This is a genomic window from Vibrio algicola (assembly GCF_009601765.2).
Taxonomy (GTDB): domain Bacteria; phylum Pseudomonadota; class Gammaproteobacteria; order Enterobacterales; family Vibrionaceae; genus Vibrio; species Vibrio algicola.
The window spans coordinates 467,648-486,917 of record NZ_CP045699.1 but is presented as its reverse complement, the minus strand read 5'-3'; the positions used below and the strand labels follow the sequence as shown (position 1 = coordinate 486,917).

Here is a 19,270-nt window from a genome sequence, read left to right as displayed (position 1 = left end):
TCCATAACTTTAATGATTGTTCAAAATTGAAGACAGAGAAAAGTGTTAAAGGCCATGGATGGCCTTTTCTCAAGCGACCAAGGACGGATCAGCGTCTTTTCGGCGTATTCAAATTGATCAAATATTAAATGGAATTGGTATAATATTGCTTAGAAACATAAAAAAAGGAGCGCCTATATCAGGAGCTCCTTTTTATTTTCTATCACAATGGATATGTTAGTGACCGGCGGCGGGCGCTGCAGGCCCTGCCTTAATAAATGGCCCCTTGGTAAACCAAATAAACACAATCAAGATAAAGAACAAACATCCGAGCAGATAGAAATAATCTGCGGTCGATACCATGAAAGATTGCACCGTAATAATATGGTCTACTGCGGCCAGATTCACTTGCGTCTCACCGCCCATTTTATGCAAATAGTCCACCGCTGCCGGTTGGTAATTACTCACATGTTCGGTTAAGGTCGCATGATGGAAATCGGCGCGACGATGCCAAATCCAAGTGGTTAATGATGAAGCAAAACTGCCGCCTAACACTCGTAAGAAGGTGGTTAAGCCTGACGCTTCGGCAATATCATGGCCATGCATATTGGATAGGAAAATCGTGGTTAATGGCATAAACATCAGCGCCACTCCAAGCCCCATAAACAACTGCACTAATGCGATGGTTTCGAAATCGACAAAGGTATTAAAACCCGAACGCATAAAGCATGAGGTTCCAATCACCACAAACGACATCGACGCCAATATTCGCATATCAAACTTATGCGCATAGCGGCCCATTAATGGCGTTAAGAAGAATGGAATAATCCCCATTGGCGCGGATGCTAAACCTGCCCAAATCGCGGTGTAACCCATATATATCTGCAACCATTGCGGCAAGATAATATTAATCGCAAAAAAGGCAGAGTAGCTTAGCACTAATGCCAAGGTACCAAAGGCATAGTTTCTATCTTTAAACAGGTATAAGTTTACGATTGGGTGATCGTCGGTTAATTCCCATATAACAAAGGAAATTAATGCAATCCCCGAAACAATCGCCATCACCACAATTTTAGTCGATGAGAACCAATCTGCATCATTACCTAAGTCGAGCACCACTTGTAAGAAGCCAACTCCAACCACCAGCAACGCAATACCAATATAATCGACTGGCATTTTAGCGGTAATATCAACGCGATCTTTCAGCTGTGTCCAGACCACCGAGCAACAAAACACCCCAATTGGAATATTAATGAAGAAAATCCACGGCCATGAATAGTTATCAGTGATCCAACCGCCAGTGATCGGCCCTACAATCGGTGCGACCACCGTCACCATCGAAATCAGTGCTAAGGCTACACTTCGTTTGGTGGTGGGGAATATCGCCAATAGCAAGGTTTGACACATTGGGAACATTGGGCCGGCAAAGAAGCCTTGCAACGCACGGAATACGATAAGCTCTGGCATACTGGTCGCCATTCCACATAATGCGGAGGTGACGGTAAACAAGGCAACCGAAATAATAAATAAGCGCAACTGACCAAAGCGACGAGAGAACCACCCCGTGAGCGGCAATGCAATCGCATTACACACTGCAAACGAGGTAATAACCCAAGTACTTTGCTCTGAACTCACGCCTAAATTACCGGCAATGGTCGGCAAGGCAACGTTGGCAATGGTACTGTCGAGTACCTGCATAAACGTCGCTAATGCTAAACCAATGGTCGCGATAACCAGGCTAGGAGGCGTATAGGTTTGATCTTTCATACGACCCTCTGCTACTTAGCAGACTGTGTTGATGTCATTGCTTTGTCTGATGCAGCTTCCGATTTTGCTGGCGTAACATCGGTTGGCGCATCAAGTGTTACATCTGGCATACCAAGATTATCGTGCAAAATTTTGGTCACGATAGAATCGACTTGCGATAAAGCATCGGTGTACACATCGGTGCTGTAACTTGGCGTAGTTTTAGGCTCAACCGACAACAACTTACCATCGGTATTTTTAATGCTGACTTCAGCAAGCATCGATAAACCAATACGCAATGGGTACTTATCTTGGTTGGCATCATCTAGGCGAATTTTAACCGGTAAACGTTGCACAATTTTGATCCAGTTACCGCTGGCATTTTGCGCTGGTAATAATGAGAATGCACTACCAGTACCAATACCTAAACTTTCAACTTCACCTTTGTAGACCACTTTCTCGCCGTACAAATCGGAGGTTAACGTCACTGGTTGGCCAATACGCATATCTTTCATTTGGCTTTCTTTAAAGTTGGCGTCTACCCATACTTGATGTAGAGGTACTATCACCATTAACGGCGTACCCGGTTGCACTCGGCTGCCTAATTGTACTGCGCGTTTTGCTACATAACCGCTTACAGGTGCAACGATTTTAGTACGGATATTGGTTAAGTAACTTTGACGTAGGTTCGCCACTGCCGACTTAATGCCTGGGTGGCTTTTTAGCACCGTATTATCCACTAATGCCAAGGTCATTTTTAAGGCTTCTTGAGAAGCTTTTAATTCACTTCGGGTTGCATCAACCGTATCTAAGTAGTGGTTTAGATCTTCTTTCGAGATCGCACCCTTCTCGACCAAATGCTTACGTCGATTGTAATCATTAACCGCTTGGCGGTACTTCACCTGACTAGCCGCTACTTTGGCTTTGAAGTTATCCGCCGTGGCATATAAGCTACGTACTTCACGCACTTTAGAGCCTAATTTGGCCTCTGCTTCTTGCAGCGCAATTTGAGTATCGTTTGAATCTAATTCAACCAATACTTGGCCTTTTTTAACAAAGTCGCCTTCATCCGGCATCACCGTCGTCACCGTGCCAGCAATTTCAGGCGTTAAGGTGACTAAGTTGCCATTAACGTAAGCATCGTCTGTCGACTGATAAAACTTTAAATAGGTTAGGTAATAGAAGTAACCACCAACCGCAAAGCAAATAATAACAAGCAATAAAATAAGGAAAGAAGCTTTACGTTTGCTTCTTGGTTTTGCCGCAATACTATTGTTTTTATTTTGTGTATCCATGATTCAACCATTCAAAAAATGAAAAAAGAAATGCCGTTAGCGCAATTAAACAGTGTAGCCTTCTTCTGGCAGCATCCGCTTTAATAAGTCCAGTAAGATTTCGACTTCATTAGACGATAAATTACCGGTTAAAGCCGGACCAACTTGTTTAGCGATAACGTCTAGGCATTGATCTAAAACCTCAATGCCTTGCGGAGTCAAAGTAACCAACACTCCGCGTTTATCATTAGGATTAGGCAATTTAACAATCAGTTGTTTTTTTACTAACCGTTCAATCATGCGTGTCATCGAACCACAATCAATAGAAAGTGCTTTACTGATTTCAGCCGGAGAATGTTTTTTCTCAACTTCAATCATCATCAACACTTTTATTTGTGCTGGAGTGATATCCAGAGGAGATAAATGTTCGGCCAGTAAACGATCTTTGTATTGATTAACAAAGTGGATCAACTTTCCTACGGGCAGTGCCGCAGCATAAGCATGATTGAGGGTGTATGACGTCATAATTAAATACCTGCCTAGGCAACAAACTAGAGTAGGATATTACTGCCTAGGCAAGTAAATAGCAATAAGATATTTCAAAATGTAACTATAAAATAAAGCCAAGTCTATCGGCGTCATTAAGTCGCTGGCACAAAAAAACCAACGAAGCGCTGATGTCATATTGACGGCTTCATTGGCTTTAAAGGTATTTAACTTCTGTTCTTACTTGGCGTTAAGCTCTACCACTTCGTTATCTAATTGCTCTAATTTATCTTTCATTTGATTACGACATTCTTTAAGCAATTGACGAACATTCTCTTTATCGTAACCTTCTACACTGATTGGTGGCAGCATTTCGACAATCACATGACCATTATTCCAACGGTTCAGTTTAATTTTATCGGTACTACTACATACGATAGGGACAATAGGAACTTGCGCTGCAATTGCAGCATGGAATGCGCCGGTTTTAAAAGGCAGTAAACCGCGTCCGCGCGAGCGAGTTCCTTCAGGAAACATCCATACCGACACTTTTTTCTTTTTAATTTGCTCCGCGACTTGACCAATTGTGCCCATTGCTTTGGTTCGATTAGATCGGTCGATCAATATGTTGCCAGTGATCCAATACAACTGACCAAACAATGGTAGCCACACTAAACTTTTTTTACCGACTGTTACTACATTTGGCGTTAATGCGGATGAAATGGTAAATAAATCCCAATTATTTTGATGGTTACCTAAATAAATGTGCTGATCTCGCTCATAAGCGTCATCTGGCATTCTTAGCTCAAGCGTAATACCAAACACCTTCGACATACGACCAAACATACGGCCAAAGGTAAAGACATGGCGAGGGTTGCGCGGGCTAAATAAGCAATAACCACAACCGATAATAAACATCAATACAGCAAAAATCGCTACAGCAATCATACGCAGTAAAGCAATCATTTGAGTTCTCCAATCACATTTATTTCCTAAATAAAAAAGCTGAAATCTTAAGACTTCAGCTTCTTAATCCAGAGTATAACATCGACGCTGTTTTTTATTTAAAGCGCTCGATATTAGCCCCTAATTTGTTTAATTTATTTTCAATACGATCATAACCACGATCGATATGATAAATACGGTCAACAAGAGTTTCGCCTTTAGCAATACAACCAGCAATCACAAGGCTAGCCGAAGCGCGTAGATCGGTTGCCATTACTTGAGCGCCTGTTAGGTACTCAGTATCGCCACAAATCACAGTATTACCTTCGACATCCGCTTTAGCACCCATGCGCATTAATTCTGGTACATGCATAAAACGATTTTCAAAGATGGTTTCAGTGATCACACCACCGCCTTTCGCCATCATATTCAATAAGGTGAATTGCGCTTGCATATCGGTTGGGAAGCCAGGATGAGGCGCCGTGCGAATAGTGACCGCTTTTAATTCACGCCCTGTCATATCTAAGCTAATCCAGTCTTCACCCGATTCAACTTTAGCGCCCGCTTCTTCAAGCTTAGCTAAAACCGCTTCAAGTAATGATGCTTTAGTATTTAAGCATTTCACTTTACCGCCAGAAACTGCAGCTGCTACTAGGAAAGTACCGGTTTCAATGCGGTCAGCAACAACGGTATGTTTACCACCGTTTAAGCGTTCAACCCCTTCGATGGTGATCGTGCCAGTCCCTGCGCCAGTAATTTTAGCGCCAAGTGCGTTTAGGAAAGCAGCGGTATCTTCGATTTCTGGTTCACGAGCGGCGTTTTCAAGTACCGTCGTACCTTCAGCTAATGTTGCTGCACTCATCACAGTAATGGTCGCGCCAACTGAGACTTTATCCATCACAACATGTGCGCCTTTTAAGCGACCATCGACTTCGGCTTTCACATAACCATCTTCAAGAATAATGGTTGCACCAAGTTGCTCTAAACCATGGATATGCAGATCAACTGGGCGGGCACCAATCGCACAACCACCAGGAAGTGAAACTTGACCTTTACCAAAACGTGCCACTAATGGACCTAACGCCCAAATAGAAGCTCGCATCGTTTTAACTAAGTCATAAGGCGCACAATATTCATTAATTGGACCAGAATTAACCAAGATGGTTTCGCCTTCACGCGACACCTCGGCACCTAGGCGCTTTAATAGCTCCATACTGGTGTCGATATCACGTAAAGCAGGAACATTAGACACTTCAACCAAACCTTCGGACAAAATGGCAGCAAATAAAATTGGTAGTGCGGCGTTTTTAGCGCCAGAGATAGTCACTTCGCCTTGCAGCGGGCCTGAGCCATGTACTTTAAACTTTTCCATTAAAAACCTTGATTATTTCTTATGCTTCAAAGACGTATTATAACGACATCAATTTTTTATCACGCGCCCACTCTGTAGGCGTATACGCTTTGATTGATACCGCATGAATATCATTTCTTTGGATAAACTCCATCAGCGGAGCGTAAATTAATTGTTGTTTCTTCACTCGACTCATATTTTCGAAGGTTGGATCGACGGCAACCACTTCATAATGACTGCCTTCGCCTTTCACATGGATCTCTTGTAATGCGAGCGCGTCATCTAAAATTTGTTTAACTTGAATAATGTCCATTATGTTTCCTACCGTGTTTAGTCTAACCGATTCATCTATTATTCACATAAAATTACAGTTCTGTGGTAAAGCTGGCTCTTTATGTTAAATAAGTCGGCTATCAATATTTTGTGAAAATAGGTCGTCTATATTACTCAACTCAAACAAAGTTTTCAGTTGTTCGGGCATGAAAGTCAGCATTATATGACAATTTTGTCGTTTTGCATGCTCAATTAAGTGAATTAACATGACCATACCAGCAGAGTCGACGCGTTTAACCGATTTTAAACACACTTGAAACGATGAATTGGGCGGCTGCCAGCCCTGAAATTGCTGCCACAACGCAGGAATATGGTCACGAGTCAGTTCACCGCTAAGTGACGCGCTATGATCATCATGTGGCAACCACTGTGGATGATTCATTACTTCTTAGCCTCAAAAGTAATATCTTTTTTAGCTAACTCGGTTAACTCTTTAGTTACCGCAGGAATGCCATCTTGACGAATTTTAGTATTCCATTCCGATTGTTTACTCGACAATAAACTAATGCCTTCAGCGGTCATATCATACGCTTTCCAGTCACCGTTTTTTCTATTTTTCAATAATGTGAAATCCAGTTTAATATTTGGACGTGAACGATCAATAATTTCCACCCGAACATTCACCACGCGGCGATCTTCAGCAATGGTTTGAGCTTGTTCAAATTGAATTTTTTGATCGCTGTATTGAGTGAGTACTTGAGCATAAGAGGTAATTAAATAGGCCCGAAACTCTTCAATAAATGCGCCTACTTCCTGTTTATCCGCACCGCGTAAGTTTGGCCCTAATAACTTTAATGCCGCGTATTGATAATTAACATAAGGCATCATTTCTTCATCAACAATCATTTTTAAATGATTAGGATCGTTATGAATTTGAGTTTGCTCAGCTTTTAAGCGCGCAAAAGTAATTTCTGCCACTTGATGCATCATTTGATACGGATCGCTGGTGTCGATTGCTTTAGTTTCGACAGTTTTTGCCTGTAAGTTAACACTGGCTAACGCGAATACCAGCAGCGCAATTATTTTAGTTATCCCTTTCATCATTGACTCCTTCTCTAATGACTTTATTTTTTATCTGAATCCGACCCTTTTACGCTATACAGCATTTGGCCGATCAGATCTTCTAATACTAATGCCGATTTTGTATCTTCCACAAAATCATTGTTATCAAGCATCGCAATACCGTCCATTGAAAACCCAGGAACTAAACTGATGTATTGCTCGCCAATAAGGCCTGAAGTTAAAATCTGTGCGCTCGAGGTTTCTGGATACTGACCAAATTGTCTGCCAATTGTCATGCTCACTACCGGAATATATTGCTCGGTGTCTAAACTAATATCACTGACTCGCCCCACCACAACCCCGCCCACTTTGACTGGCGAGCGCACTTTCAAGTTACCAATATTGTCAAAGTTGGCTTTTAAGGTATAGCTATCACTGGGTCCAATACTGGTCACATTGGCGACTTTAAACACCATCACTAAAATAGCCAATATTGCGCCTAACACAAAACAGCCTACCCATAACTCAATCCGACGATTTTTATCCATAATCCTTTTCCATCATTTATGTTCTATTCCTACACGGTAAAACCAAGCGATTAATTACCTAACATTAATTACCGAACATCAACGCGGTTAATATAAAGTCTAGCCCTAATACTGCTAAAGATGAATGCACCACGGTACGAGTTGTGGCGCGGCTGATCCCTTCCGAAGTCGGTACACAATCGTAGCCATTAAATAACGCGATCCAAATAATAGTGATCGCGAAAGCAATACATTTAATTACGCTATTGCCAATATCATGGCCTAAATTGACCGCCGATTGCATCGCAGACCAATAACTGCCAGCATCAATCCCTTTCCAATCCACTCCGACAATCTGACCGCCCCAAATACCGACCGCCATAAAAATCATCGCCAGTAATGGCATTGAGATCACTCCGGCCCAAAAACGTGGCGCGATCACTCGTTTTAGAGGGTCTATTGCCATCATTTCAAGGCTAGAGAGTTGCTCGGTTGCTTTCATTAAACCTATTTCAGCGGTTAAAGCTGAGCCAGCACGACCAGCAAACAATAATGCGGTCACCACAGGGCCAAGTTCACGCAATAAAGACAGCGCCACCATTTGTCCAAGATTACCTTCTGCTCCATAATCCACTAAAATTACATAACCTTGCAGGCTCAACACCATACCGATAAATAATCCCGACACCATGATAATCGCCAATGACTGCACGCCAATCACATACAATTGCTTAATCAATAGCGGAAAACTTTTTTTAAACTGAGGTCGACTGCACAATGCACCATACAGCATTAATGACGCGCGCCCTACTGACTGACAAAACTGTAGGCTGTTGGCCCCTAAATCGGCGATCCAATCAAGCTGTCGATTATTATTTTTCTTGGGTTTATTCACGCTCAAATAAATCCTTTTGTAGTGACGGGGCGGGGAAATGAAACGGAACCGGACCATCTTCTTTGCCGGTTAAAAACTGCTGAACACGTTCATCTTCCATATTTCTCAGTTGCTGCGGCGAACCTTGAGCAATCACTTTGCCATTGGCCAGTAAGTAGACATGATCGGCAATGCTCATCACTTCAGGTACATCGTGTGAGACCACCACAGAAGTAATGCCTAATGCATGATTTAAACTTTGGATCAGCGCCACCAGCACCGCCATTGCGATGGGATCTTGTCCAGCAAAAGGCTCGTCATACATGATCAGTTCAGGGTCGAGTGCAATGGCACGAGCGAGTGCGGCGCGTCTTGCCATACCGCCCGACAGCTCACTCGGCATTAATTCAGCCGCGCCACGCAAACCTACTGCTTCTAATTTCAGTAATACCAATGTTCGGATTAAATCATCGGATAATTCAGTATGCTCACGCAATGGGAAGGCCACATTGTCAAAAACGCTCATGTCGGTAAACAGCGCTCCCGATTGAAACAACATGCTCATTTTTTTGCGCACGCGATATAATTCAGAACGGGATAATTGCGGGATGTTATCGCCAGCAAAGTCGATATCACCACTTTCAGGCAACACTTGCCCGCCAATTAAACGCAATAAGGTGGTTTTACCTATACCAGAAGGCCCCATGATGGCGGTGATCTTTCCTTTGGGGATCGACAAACTAATATCATCAAAAATTACTCGCTGTTGACGACGAAAGGTCATCGACCGAATGGATATTAAATCATCTTCCATAATGACCTCTGTATAAGTAATAACAAATGCAATACACTCAAGCATCATAAGTGATTAGTGCTTGAATTCAAAGTAATCTGCACGTTTGTGTATTAACACTGCAATCTAGGTCAGCCAGTCATTTTTGCTACCGGTATCAGGTTTTAATCCCTATTTACAATAAATTATGAATAAATACCTACAAACACTTCCATTTAGAAGCGCTAAACGTCAGAATCGCGCTTTATGATTTAATCCTAATTTAATACCCCAAAACACTGCTTTTATGCTGAATTTTATTGAAGCGTAATGTCAATTAGAGTCGGTGTACCACAACATAATTCTATTTATTACAGGAAAAAACATGTTATTCACTGCGATTGGATTACTTATTTTTGGCTTAGCATTGTTAGTGTGGAGTGCTGATAAACTCGTATATGGCTCAGCGGCTGTAGCTAAAAATATGGGTATTTCACCATTGGTTATCGGTATGACCATTTTAGCTATGGGCTCTTCAGCGCCTGAAATGATGGTTTCGGGTGCGGCAGCATTAGCAGGTAAAACCGATACTGCAATTGGTAATGTACTGGGTTCGAACATTGCTAATATTGCGTTAATTTTAGGTATTACCGCACTAATCAAGCCGTTATTGATTGGTTCAACTATTTTACGTCGCGAACTGCCACTCATGATGGGCGTCACCGTTATTTCTGGCTTTATCTTATGGGATAATTACCTCAGCTTTTATGAAGGTATTGCATTAGTTGTATTATTTATTGGCTTCATTTTAATGATGTTACGGATCAGTAAAAACGAAAAGCTAACCAATGACGTATTAATTGAACAACAAGAATCAGAAATCCCTGAAGGGGTCGATAATAAAAAAGCGCTGTTCTGGGTGGTAGTCGGATTAGTCTTATTACTCGTCTCATCAAATTTAGTAGTTGATAATGCTGTGGTTATTGCTAAATATTTTGGTATGAGTGATCTGGTGATTGGTTTAACCATCATTGCGATTGGTACTAGCCTTCCTGAATTAGCAGCATCAATTGCCGGTGTGATGAAAGGTGAAGATGATATGGCGGTGGGTAACATCATCGGCTCAAATATCTTTAATATTCTTGCGGTAATGGGTATACCAGCCTTAATCCATCCTTCGGCAATCAGCGAACACATTATGAGCCGAGATTTTTGGGTTATGCTGGGTGTTTCGGTATTACTCGTGATCATGGTGCTCGGAAAATCACGTACTATTAATCGTATTGAAGGCGCAATATTGTTCACCTGCTTTTTAGCTTATCAAGGTTACCTTTTTTACAATGTTGGAGCATGATAAAGTAACAGCAATTTCTCTTGTGACAGTTTCCCCATTTTACTAGGCCTAGCTTGACGCGGCTTTAAGTAACAAAGGGATCTCCCTACTTTGAATTATTTTTAGGATTGTGTTCATGTCGACTTCATTTGATTACTGCGCTGCCGCTAACGACGTTCTTGCGATTGAACTGGCAGGGTTAACCCAACTAGCTCAATATTTTGATAGCCACTTTGCTCAGGCTTGCGAGTTAATTTTGAATAACGACGGCAAAGTTGTAGTCATGGGGATGGGAAAATCGGGTCATATCGGTAACAAGATTGCGGCCACTCTTGCCAGCACAGGCACCTCGGCGTTTTTTGTTCATCCCGGTGAAGCCAGTCACGGCGATCTCGGTATGATTGGCAGCAATGATATTGTGATCGCGATTTCAAATTCTGGTGAATCATCTGAAATTCTCTCGCTTTACCCAGTGCTGCTGCGTCGTAATATCAAAATTATCAGTATGACTGGCAAACCTGAATCTAACATGGCGAAACTGGCCGATATTAATCTGCAAATCACCGTGCCCGAAGAAGCTTGCCCGCTCGATTTAGCCCCAACCACCAGCACCACTGCCACCTTAGTGATGGGCGATGCCTTAGCCATCGCGCTCATGAAAGCGCGCGGATTTACTTCCGAAGATTTCGCCCTTTCTCACCCTGGCGGCGCGTTAGGTCGTAAGTTATTATTAAAACTCACCGATATTATGCACACTGGTAACATGTTACCAACCGTATCTAAAGACGCACTAATCCGTGATGCCTTGCTTGAAGTATCCCAAAAAGGATTAGGTATGACGGCGGTGGTTGAAGCTGATATGACCCTACTGGGTATTTTTACTGATGGGGATTTACGTCGCCTACTTGATCAACGTATCGATATTCATACTACGACCATAGATCAAGTTATGAACGCAAAACCAACCGTAGCCAATCCAAATTTACTGGCGGTTGAAGGGCTAAACATGATGCAAGAAAAAAGCATTAATGGATTAATGCTATGTCAAGATGGTAAATTAGTTGGAGCGCTGAATATGCACGACCTATTAAAAGCCGGAGTAATGTAATGAGTTCTATGACTCTCACCCCATATGGACAAGCTTCAAATCAGATCCTCGCGATCGCAAAACAGATCAAACTATTGATTTGCGATGTTGATGGCGTCTTTTCCGATGGTTTAGTGTACATGGGCAACCAAGGCGAAGAATTCAAAACTTTTCACACTCGTGATGGTTACGGGGTTAAGTCGTTAATGCAAGCGGGAATTGAAATCGCGATCATTACCGGCAGACAATCTCAAATTGTTGAAAATCGCATGCAAGCGTTAGGCATTAAACTCATCTATCAAGGGCAAGACAATAAACTCGTCGCCTATCAAGACATCATGGACAAACTAAATCTGCAGCCAGAACAAGTTGGCTACATTGGTGACGATTTGATTGATTGGCCGGTAATGGAGAAAGTAGCATTAAAAGTGAGCGTTGCTGATGGGCATCCACTATTGGTTCAACGCGCCAACTATGTGACCCATATTAATGGTGGTCATGGCGCAGTGCGTGAAGTATGCGATCTTATTTTACAAGCCAGAGATGAACTCGAAACCTACCAAGGGCAAAGCATATGAGTTTTTCGCGGCTCATGTATTTAATTTTGATCATCATTGCCTGTGGTTCCGGTTACTACCTGTATCAAAAATCCTCAAGCGATTCAACCCAGATCACTTTAGATAAAGAGCATCCATTATTTACCAGTAATGACTTAAACTCGGTCAAATATAATCTTGAAGGCACGCGGGACTATAAAATTTATGCAGTCACCCTCGAAAATTATGCCCAGAGTGGCGACACCGTATTTCATAAGCCGGTCCTCACCATTTACCAACAAGGTAAAATAGTTGAATGGGTGGTAAACTCAGATACTGCGGTATTGGATAAAGATCATAAGCTCACACTGATCGGGCATGTGGTGGCTAAAAACAATCTACCAGATTCCAGTTTTGATACCATGAACACCGAAAAAATGTTGATTGACCTGAAAAGTAAAGATTTCTCAAGCGACACTAAAGTTTTCATGATTGGACCACAATTTACTAATAGCGGCAATGCATTAGAAGGCAACTTCAAATCCAATATTGCCACGCTGTTTAACCAAGTACAGGGTAAGTATGAAACTCTCACACCTTAGTTTATTTATTTGCTTATTAATCCCAAACGCATCTTGGGCGCTGACCAGCGATCAACATCAACCCATTCATATCAAATCGGATAAGCAACATCTAGATATGAACACCAATAAAGTGACGTTTACTGGTAATGTTGAGCTTGACCAAGGCAGTATTCATTTAACCGCGGATAAGCTGATCGTGATCCGTAATAGCAAAACTCAGCAACTTGAAGAATTACAAGGCTATGGCAAACCATCGCATTTTTCACAAAAAACCGATGATGGCAAGTTACTCAAAGGACAAGCCAACACCTTAGTATATAACGTCAAGACCGATAAACTGATCATGACCACCAATGCCGAACTGCACCAAGATGATAGCGTGATTAAAGGTAAAGTGATCACTTACCTGATTAAAGCTCAAAACCTTACCGCCGATAGTGGTGATGGACAACGTGTATCCACCGTTTTGCAACCCGATCAAGTAGGTACTAAATAATATGGCAATGCTAAAAGCTGAAAAATTAGCTAAGACCTATGGCAACCGAAAAGTCGTCAGTGATGTGGGTCTTGAAGTAAAATCAGGGCAAATTGTCGGTTTACTCGGCCCTAATGGCGCGGGTAAAACCACCTCTTTTTATATGATAGTGGGATTAGTGTCTCGTGACGAAGGCACCATTAGTATTGATGGTGAAGACATCAGCATTTTACCTATGCATCAACGCTCTCGCATGGGGATTGGTTACTTACCTCAAGAAGCCTCTATTTTTCGAAAATTATCAGTTGAAGATAATATCTTAGCGGTACTTCAAACACGTAAAGAACTGACTCGCGAAGAAAAACAAGACCGACTCGAAGATCTATTAAACGAATTTAGTATTCAACATATTCGTAAAAGTGCAGGTATGGCACTCTCTGGTGGCGAACGTCGCCGTGTTGAAATTGCACGCGCATTAGCCGCTAATCCTCAATTCATCTTATTGGACGAACCCTTTGCTGGTGTCGATCCGATTTCGGTTATTGATATCAAGAAGATCATTCAGCACTTACGTGACCGTGGTCTGGGTGTATTAATCACCGACCATAACGTACGTGAAACGTTGGATGTGTGTGAGCATGCTTATATTGTGAGCCAAGGGCATTTAATCGCTAATGGTACACCAGAAGAAGTGCTAAATAACGCGCAAGTGAAAAAAGTATACTTAGGTGAAGATTTCCGCTTATAGGCGGTTTATCTCAACTCTGCTAATCAACAGCATCGCGACAACTCAAGTATCAAGGATGGTACTTTCCTTAGCTTCTTAACTTAGGTACTTAACGACTTAGCACCTAACATTTAGCTACCGAGACTCTATTATTAAGGCGCTGGACATTGTATGAAGTCTTCATTGCAGCTTAAATTTAGTCAAAGCCTCACCATGACACCTCAATTGCAGCAAGCGATCCGCTTATTGCAATTATCCACGCTCGATTTGCAACAAGAGATCCAACAAGCGCTCGACTCAAATCCGTTGCTTGAAGTGGAAGAGCCACAAGAAGACCGTAACGAAGAAAGCACACCATCAAGCCCTGAGTCAGAATCCGCTACCACCAGCGAGAGTGAATTCAACGAAGCCGAAGTGCCGGACAGTTCAGAACAATTTGAACAATCCAATATTAGCGAAGATCTTGCTATTGACGCCAGTTGGGAAGATATCTACAGCGCCAATACTGGCAGCACAGGCATAAGTTCGGAAGCTGAATTACCTATCTACCAAGGCGAAACCACCGAAACCTTGCATGATTATCTTGCTTGGCAATTAGAGCTTACCCCTTTTAGTGAAACCGATCGCACTATTGCTTACGCGATTTTAGATGGTCTCGATAATTTCGGCTATCTGACCGAGTCTCTTGAAGATATTCAACAAAGCTTAGGCGACATAGAAATTGAAATCGATGAGATCACGGCAGTATTAAAGCGGATCCAACAATTTGATCCGCTAGGTGTCGCCTCACGCAATCTACAAGAATGTTTATTATTACAACTGGCCACTTTTCCTCAAGATACCCCTTGGTTAACTCAAGCCAAGATGCTACTAGAACAGCATATCGATCAACTTGGCAATCGAGATTATCGACTGATTTATCGCGATACCAAATTAAAAGAAGATGAATTAAAACAGGTATTGCAACTGATCCAACAGCTCGATCCTCGCCCAGGTAATAGCATCACACCCGATGATACCGAATACGTTGTGCCGGATGTGTCGGTTTTTAAAGAAAAAGGTAAGTGGACGGTTTCCATAAACCCCGACAGTGTGCCACGCTTAAAGGTGAATCAGCAGTATGCGGCAATGGCTAAAGGCAATAACCCAGACAGCCAATACATTCGCGCCCATACTCAAGAAGCTAAATGGTTAATTAAAAGTTTAGAAAGCAGAAATGAGACCTTGCTCAAAGTCGCACGTTGTATTGTTGAACATCAACAAGATTTCTTTGAGTATGGTGAGGAAGCGATGAAACCTATGGTGCTTAATGATATCGCACTCGATGTTGATATGCATGAATCCACCATTTCACGCGTCACCACCCAAAAATACATGCATACCCCGCGTGGTATTTTTGAATTGAAGTATTTCTTCTCAAGCCATGTCAGTACCGAAGCGGGCGGCGAATGTTCATCGACCGCCATTCGCGCACTGATCAAAAAACTGGTGGCAGAAGAAGACACTAAGAAGCCATTAAGTGACAATAAAATTGCGACCCTATTAGTCGCGCAAGGTATTCAAGTCGCACGCCGTACCGTTGCTAAATACCGAGAATCGCTTCACATTGCCCCTTCAAGTCAACGGAAGCGACTGATGTAGATAATTAATTTCTCATAACACCGGAAAACAAAAGGAAATGTCTATGCAAATGAATATTACCGGACACCATGTCGATCTAACAGATGCACTCAACGACTACGTGAATACTAAGTTTCAAAAGCTAGAGCGATTCTTTGAACATATAAACAATACCCATGTCGTATTGCGGGTGGAGAAACAACAACAAATTGCAGAGGCGACCTTACACGTCAATGGTGGAGAAATACACGCCTCATCACAAAATGAAAACATGTATGCTTCAATTGATGAATTGGTCGATAAACTGAGCCGTCAATTAAACAAACACAAAGAGAAACTGAGTAATCACTAACTATGCAATTAAATGAAGTACTTTCTCTGGACTGCAGCAAAAGCGCAGTCCAGTGTACCAGTAAAAAACGCGCTTTAGAGTTGATCAGCGAACTGGCTGCCACTCGCACTGGCCTCGACTCTACTTACTTATTCGAGTGTATGCTAAACCGAGAAAAGGTTGGCACCACTGGCATAGGTAATGGTATCGCCATCCCGCACGGCCGTATTTTAGACAGCGATCAAGCAATTGCCGTCCTACTACAATGTGAACAACCAATTGATTTTGACGCTATAGATAACCGCCCAGTGGATATCCTTTTTGCGTTATTAGTCCCTGATGCACAATGCAAAACACATTTAAAAACATTGGCACTGATGGCAGAAAAACTTAATGACAAAGCGACGCTAAAACAACTGCGTCACGCTCAGTCCGATCAAGAACTCTACGACATAATGATGCAAGGTTAATCATGCAAAGCGAATCTCATCATCCGGATGTGAACAATGAACACAGCAGTAATATGCGTATTATTGTGGTCAGCGGTCAATCTGGTGCAGGCAAAAGTGTCGCCTTACGAGTACTGGAAGATCTTGGTTATTATTGTGTTGATAACTTGCCAGTAAACTTGCTGGATGAATTTGTTGCCTCGGTAAGAAGTAGCGAACAAAATGTCGCGGTCAGCATTGATATCCGCAACTTACCGCAAGATCCAACCGAAGTCTCTCTCACACTCCAACAACTAAAACAAACCCATGATGTTAATGTGTTGTTTTTAGATGCCAATGCCGAAACCTTATTAAAACGTTATAGTGAAACCCGACGTTTACACCCTCTTTCTATGCTCGGCGAACAGCGCTCACTCGAACAAGCGATTGAGCTAGAAAAAAACCTGTTACTTAATTTAAAAGAAGAAGCTGATTTGGTGTTAGACAGCAGTAACCTGTCTCTGCACGAACTGAGCGAAACGGTTCGGATCCGCGTTCAAGGCCGAGAATCAAAAGATCTGGTAATGGTATTTGAATCATTTGGCTTTAAATTTGGTCTGCCTAATGACGCTGATTATGTCTTTGATGTGCGCTTTTTGCCCAATCCTCATTGGGTGCCAGAGTTACGCCCCCTCACTGGCTTAGATCAACCTATCATTGAATTCCTTGAAGCTCAGCCGGACGTATTAAATCTAAACAACAGCATTGAACAATTTATTAGCCAGTGGTTACCCTTACTTGAGAAAAACAATCGCAGTTACTTAACCGTGGCTATCGGCTGTACTGGTGGCAAACATCGCTCGGTTTATATCACCCAAAAATTAGGCGAGCATTTTAAAGCCCTCGGTCATCAAGTTCAGATCCGTCATACTTCACTTGAGAAAAATCGATAATGCCGACCAATGAAACCACTCACACAAATAATTCCATTAAAATGGAGTCTTGTAGCCAAACGGTACTCATCCAAAATCGATTAGGTTTGCATGCTCGCGCGGCAATAAAATTAGTTGAACTCGCGCAAAGTTTTGATGCGCAAGTGACGATCGGCAATGGTGATAAAGAAGTGATCGCCGATGGCGTAATGGGCTTATTGTTACTCGAATCATCCCAAGGTCAGCATGTGACGATTCAAGCCAAGGGCCCACAAGCATCACAAGCACTGGAAGCGGTTTGTGGATTAATTGAACAAAAATTCGACGAAGATGAATAAACCTCGCCACGATATCTAATTCCGGTTCATTTTTTTTACCTAACAGCAGGAAAGAAATGACAATTCGACCACAATTACGCTAAGATTCAGCTCACAAGTCGCCGACTATTTGGCACCCCTCACCTTTTTATTTTTCTTTTTGGAGGACTGCATGGCTGAACAATTAGAGTTTGAACTCACCCACCAAACCCTCCAAGAAGTTAGCGAAGCGATCGAAGAAGGTCGTTTTGTCCATGTCCGTCGTCAACTACAGGATATGGAACCAGAAGATATTGCCCATCTTCTCGAAGCCTCACCACATAAAAGCCGTGATGTTTTATGGCAACTGACTGATCCAGAAGATTACGGTGAGATCCTCGACGAACTGTCGGAAGATATAAAAGATAATATCGTATCCAAAATGGCGCCAGAAAAACTGGCCGAAGCCACCGAAGGCATGGATACCGATGATGTCGCTTATGTACTGCGTAGTCTGCCAGATGATATTTCGCGTGAAGTGCTTGACCAAATGGACAGCGCCGATCGTCAACGGGTTGAAACTGCACTGTCTTACCCAGAAGACTCTGCCGGTGGGTTAATGAACACCGACGTTATTACCATTCGTAGTGACGTTGATGTCGATGTGGTATTGCGTTATTTGCGCATGAAAGGCGAATTACCTGAAAATACCGATGCACTTTATGTGGTCGACAGTGACAACAAATTATCCGGACATCTGTCTTTAACCGATCTCTTAACCGCCCAAACCGACACCCCGATCGTCGATATTATGGAAGATGCGGATGAAGCTATTTCGGTCGATACCAGTGATACCGATGTCGCCAGTTTGTTCGAACGTCGTAATTGGGTTTCTGCCCCTGTGGTCGATGCTAATGGGATCTTAGTCGGTCGTATCACCATCGATGATGTGGTCGATGTTATCCGTGAAGATGCCGAGCACTCGATGATGAGTATGGCGGGTTTGGATGATGATGAAGATACCTTTGCCCCTGTAGTAAAGTCCGTTCGTCGGCGTAGTATCTGGCTCGGTGCCAATGTACTGGCTGCACTGGCCGCCGCATCGGTATCGAATATGTTTGAAGGTACATTAGCGCAAATGGCATCGGTGGCGGTATTAATGACCATAGTGCCATCAATGGGTGGTGTGGCCGGTAATCAAACCGTCGCGCTGGTTATTCGTGGTTTAGCCTTGGGTCACATCGGTAGCACCAACCAACGCTCTTTACTGTTCAAAGAGGCCGCGATTGGTCTGCTGAATGGTATGTTATGGGCCATCATTATTGGTGGTATCGTGATGCTATGGAAAGGCAGTATTGTGCTGGGCTTAATTATGTCGGTTGCTATGCTTGCCAACCTATTAGCCGCCGGTATTGCTGGGGTAAGTATTCCAATATTACTCAAAAAGATGAACATTGATCCTGCTCTGGCCGGAGGAATGGCGCTCACGACGGTTACCGATATGGTGGGCTTGTCGGCGTTCTTAGGCTTAGCCAGTTTGATGATTAAGCTGAATTTAATTTAAACAAAACACGGGACGAGAATTTATCTAACTCGTCCCTCGTACCGAGATGACGCCGGTTTAGATTAAAC

General features: G+C 42.7%; 23 protein-coding genes. 12 read left to right on the top strand and 11 right to left on the bottom strand.

The features are described from left to right. Positions 1-216 precede the first annotated feature (216 nt). From GFB47_RS02130 to mlaF, 11 genes are all read right to left on the bottom strand, one after another. Positions 217-1,746, bottom strand: a complete 1,530-nt coding sequence (locus tag GFB47_RS02130) for a DHA2 family efflux MFS transporter permease subunit (protein WP_153446199.1) — start codon at positions 1,744-1,746, stop codon at positions 217-219. Between the two features lie 11 nt (positions 1,747-1,757). Then, complete coding sequence (locus GFB47_RS02125; RefSeq protein WP_153446198.1) at positions 1,758-3,020, bottom strand: efflux RND transporter periplasmic adaptor subunit; 1,263 nt, start codon at positions 3,018-3,020, stop codon at positions 1,758-1,760. A 45-nt stretch (positions 3,021-3,065) separates the two neighbouring features. Then, entirely contained in the window at positions 3,066-3,524 is a 459-nt protein-coding gene (locus tag GFB47_RS02120) for a MarR family transcriptional regulator (RefSeq protein WP_153446195.1), read from the bottom strand. 201 nt (positions 3,525-3,725) lie between these two features. Continuing rightward, positions 3,726-4,451, bottom strand: coding sequence for a 1-acylglycerol-3-phosphate O-acyltransferase (locus GFB47_RS02115; RefSeq protein WP_153446194.1), 726 nt, complete (start codon positions 4,449-4,451; stop codon positions 3,726-3,728). A gap of 94 nt (positions 4,452-4,545) precedes the next feature. Next, positions 4,546-5,802 carry a UDP-N-acetylglucosamine 1-carboxyvinyltransferase gene (gene murA, locus GFB47_RS02110; RefSeq protein WP_153446192.1) on the bottom strand — a complete coding sequence of 419 codons (1,257 nt, stop codon included), beginning with the start codon at positions 5,800-5,802 and terminating at the stop codon, positions 4,546-4,548. Positions 5,803-5,839: 37 nt separating this feature from the next. Further along, positions 5,840-6,094 carry a BolA family iron metabolism protein IbaG gene (gene ibaG / locus GFB47_RS02105; RefSeq protein ID WP_153446190.1) on the bottom strand — a complete coding sequence of 85 codons (255 nt, stop codon included), beginning with the start codon at positions 6,092-6,094 and terminating at the stop codon, positions 5,840-5,842. An 84-nt stretch (positions 6,095-6,178) separates the two neighbouring features. Then, positions 6,179-6,496, bottom strand: a complete 318-nt coding sequence (locus GFB47_RS02100; RefSeq protein ID WP_153446188.1) for an STAS domain-containing protein — start codon at positions 6,494-6,496, stop codon at positions 6,179-6,181. Then, on the bottom strand, positions 6,496-7,158 hold the full coding sequence (locus GFB47_RS02095; protein WP_153446186.1) for an MlaC/ttg2D family ABC transporter substrate-binding protein: 663 nt from the start codon (positions 7,156-7,158) through the stop codon (positions 6,496-6,498). The genes GFB47_RS02100 and GFB47_RS02095 overlap by 1 nt, the downstream gene beginning before the upstream one ends. A 20-nt stretch (positions 7,159-7,178) precedes the next feature. Continuing rightward, on the bottom strand, positions 7,179-7,664 hold the full coding sequence (mlaD, locus tag GFB47_RS02090; RefSeq protein ID WP_153446185.1) for an outer membrane lipid asymmetry maintenance protein MlaD: 486 nt from the start codon (positions 7,662-7,664) through the stop codon (positions 7,179-7,181). Between the two features lie 64 nt (positions 7,665-7,728). Then, positions 7,729-8,496, bottom strand: a complete 768-nt coding sequence (gene mlaE / locus GFB47_RS02085; protein ID WP_407701692.1) for a lipid asymmetry maintenance ABC transporter permease subunit MlaE — start codon at positions 8,494-8,496, stop codon at positions 7,729-7,731. 34 nt (positions 8,497-8,530) lie between these two features. Beyond that, the gene (mlaF, locus tag GFB47_RS02080) at positions 8,531-9,331 is read right to left on the bottom strand and encodes a phospholipid ABC transporter ATP-binding protein MlaF (RefSeq protein ID WP_194704506.1); all 801 of its coding nucleotides are present in this window, start codon (positions 9,329-9,331) and stop codon (positions 8,531-8,533) included. Between the two features lie 343 nt (positions 9,332-9,674). Here mlaF and GFB47_RS02075 point away from each other — a divergent pair, with 343 nt between their 5' ends. From GFB47_RS02075 to mgtE, 12 genes are all read left to right on the top strand, one after another. Continuing rightward, complete coding sequence (locus GFB47_RS02075; protein WP_153446181.1) at positions 9,675-10,643, top strand: calcium/sodium antiporter; 969 nt, start codon at positions 9,675-9,677, stop codon at positions 10,641-10,643. Between the two features lie 115 nt (positions 10,644-10,758). Further along, complete coding sequence (locus GFB47_RS02070) at positions 10,759-11,730, top strand: KpsF/GutQ family sugar-phosphate isomerase (RefSeq protein WP_153446179.1); 972 nt, start codon at positions 10,759-10,761, stop codon at positions 11,728-11,730. Next, entirely contained in the window at positions 11,730-12,287 is a 558-nt protein-coding gene (gene kdsC / locus GFB47_RS02065; RefSeq protein WP_153446177.1) for a 3-deoxy-manno-octulosonate-8-phosphatase KdsC, read from the top strand. Before GFB47_RS02070 ends, kdsC begins: the two co-directional genes overlap by 1 nt. After that, entirely contained in the window at positions 12,284-12,847 is a 564-nt protein-coding gene (gene lptC, locus GFB47_RS02060; RefSeq protein WP_153446176.1) for an LPS export ABC transporter periplasmic protein LptC, read from the top strand. Before kdsC ends, lptC begins: the two co-directional genes overlap by 4 nt. Continuing rightward, positions 12,828-13,325, top strand: coding sequence for a lipopolysaccharide transport periplasmic protein LptA (gene lptA / locus GFB47_RS02055; RefSeq protein ID WP_153446174.1), 498 nt, complete (start codon positions 12,828-12,830; stop codon positions 13,323-13,325). Before lptC ends, lptA begins: the two co-directional genes overlap by 20 nt. A 1-nt stretch (position 13,326) precedes the next feature. Next, positions 13,327-14,052 (top strand): LPS export ABC transporter ATP-binding protein, encoded by a 726-nt coding sequence (gene lptB / locus GFB47_RS02050; RefSeq protein WP_153446173.1) that lies wholly within the window; start codon positions 13,327-13,329, stop codon positions 14,050-14,052. A gap of 150 nt (positions 14,053-14,202) precedes the next feature. Further along, entirely contained in the window at positions 14,203-15,672 is a 1,470-nt protein-coding gene (locus tag GFB47_RS02045; protein WP_153446171.1) for an RNA polymerase factor sigma-54, read from the top strand. A 43-nt stretch (positions 15,673-15,715) separates the two neighbouring features. Continuing rightward, positions 15,716-16,003 (top strand): ribosome hibernation promoting factor, encoded by a 288-nt coding sequence (gene hpf / locus GFB47_RS02040; protein WP_153446169.1) that lies wholly within the window; start codon positions 15,716-15,718, stop codon positions 16,001-16,003. A gap of 2 nt (positions 16,004-16,005) precedes the next feature. After that, the gene (gene ptsN / locus GFB47_RS02035) at positions 16,006-16,452 is read left to right on the top strand and encodes a PTS IIA-like nitrogen regulatory protein PtsN (RefSeq protein WP_153446167.1); all 447 of its coding nucleotides are present in this window, start codon (positions 16,006-16,008) and stop codon (positions 16,450-16,452) included. A gap of 53 nt (positions 16,453-16,505) precedes the next feature. Beyond that, complete coding sequence (gene rapZ, locus GFB47_RS02030; RefSeq protein WP_153448110.1) at positions 16,506-17,363, top strand: RNase adapter RapZ; 858 nt, start codon at positions 16,506-16,508, stop codon at positions 17,361-17,363. Between the two features lie 41 nt (positions 17,364-17,404). Next, on the top strand, positions 17,405-17,680 hold the full coding sequence (locus tag GFB47_RS02025) for an HPr family phosphocarrier protein (RefSeq protein ID WP_153448109.1): 276 nt from the start codon (positions 17,405-17,407) through the stop codon (positions 17,678-17,680). A gap of 151 nt (positions 17,681-17,831) precedes the next feature. Continuing rightward, positions 17,832-19,202, top strand: a complete 1,371-nt coding sequence (mgtE, locus tag GFB47_RS02020; RefSeq protein WP_153446166.1) for a magnesium transporter — start codon at positions 17,832-17,834, stop codon at positions 19,200-19,202. Positions 19,203-19,270 lie beyond the last annotated feature (68 nt).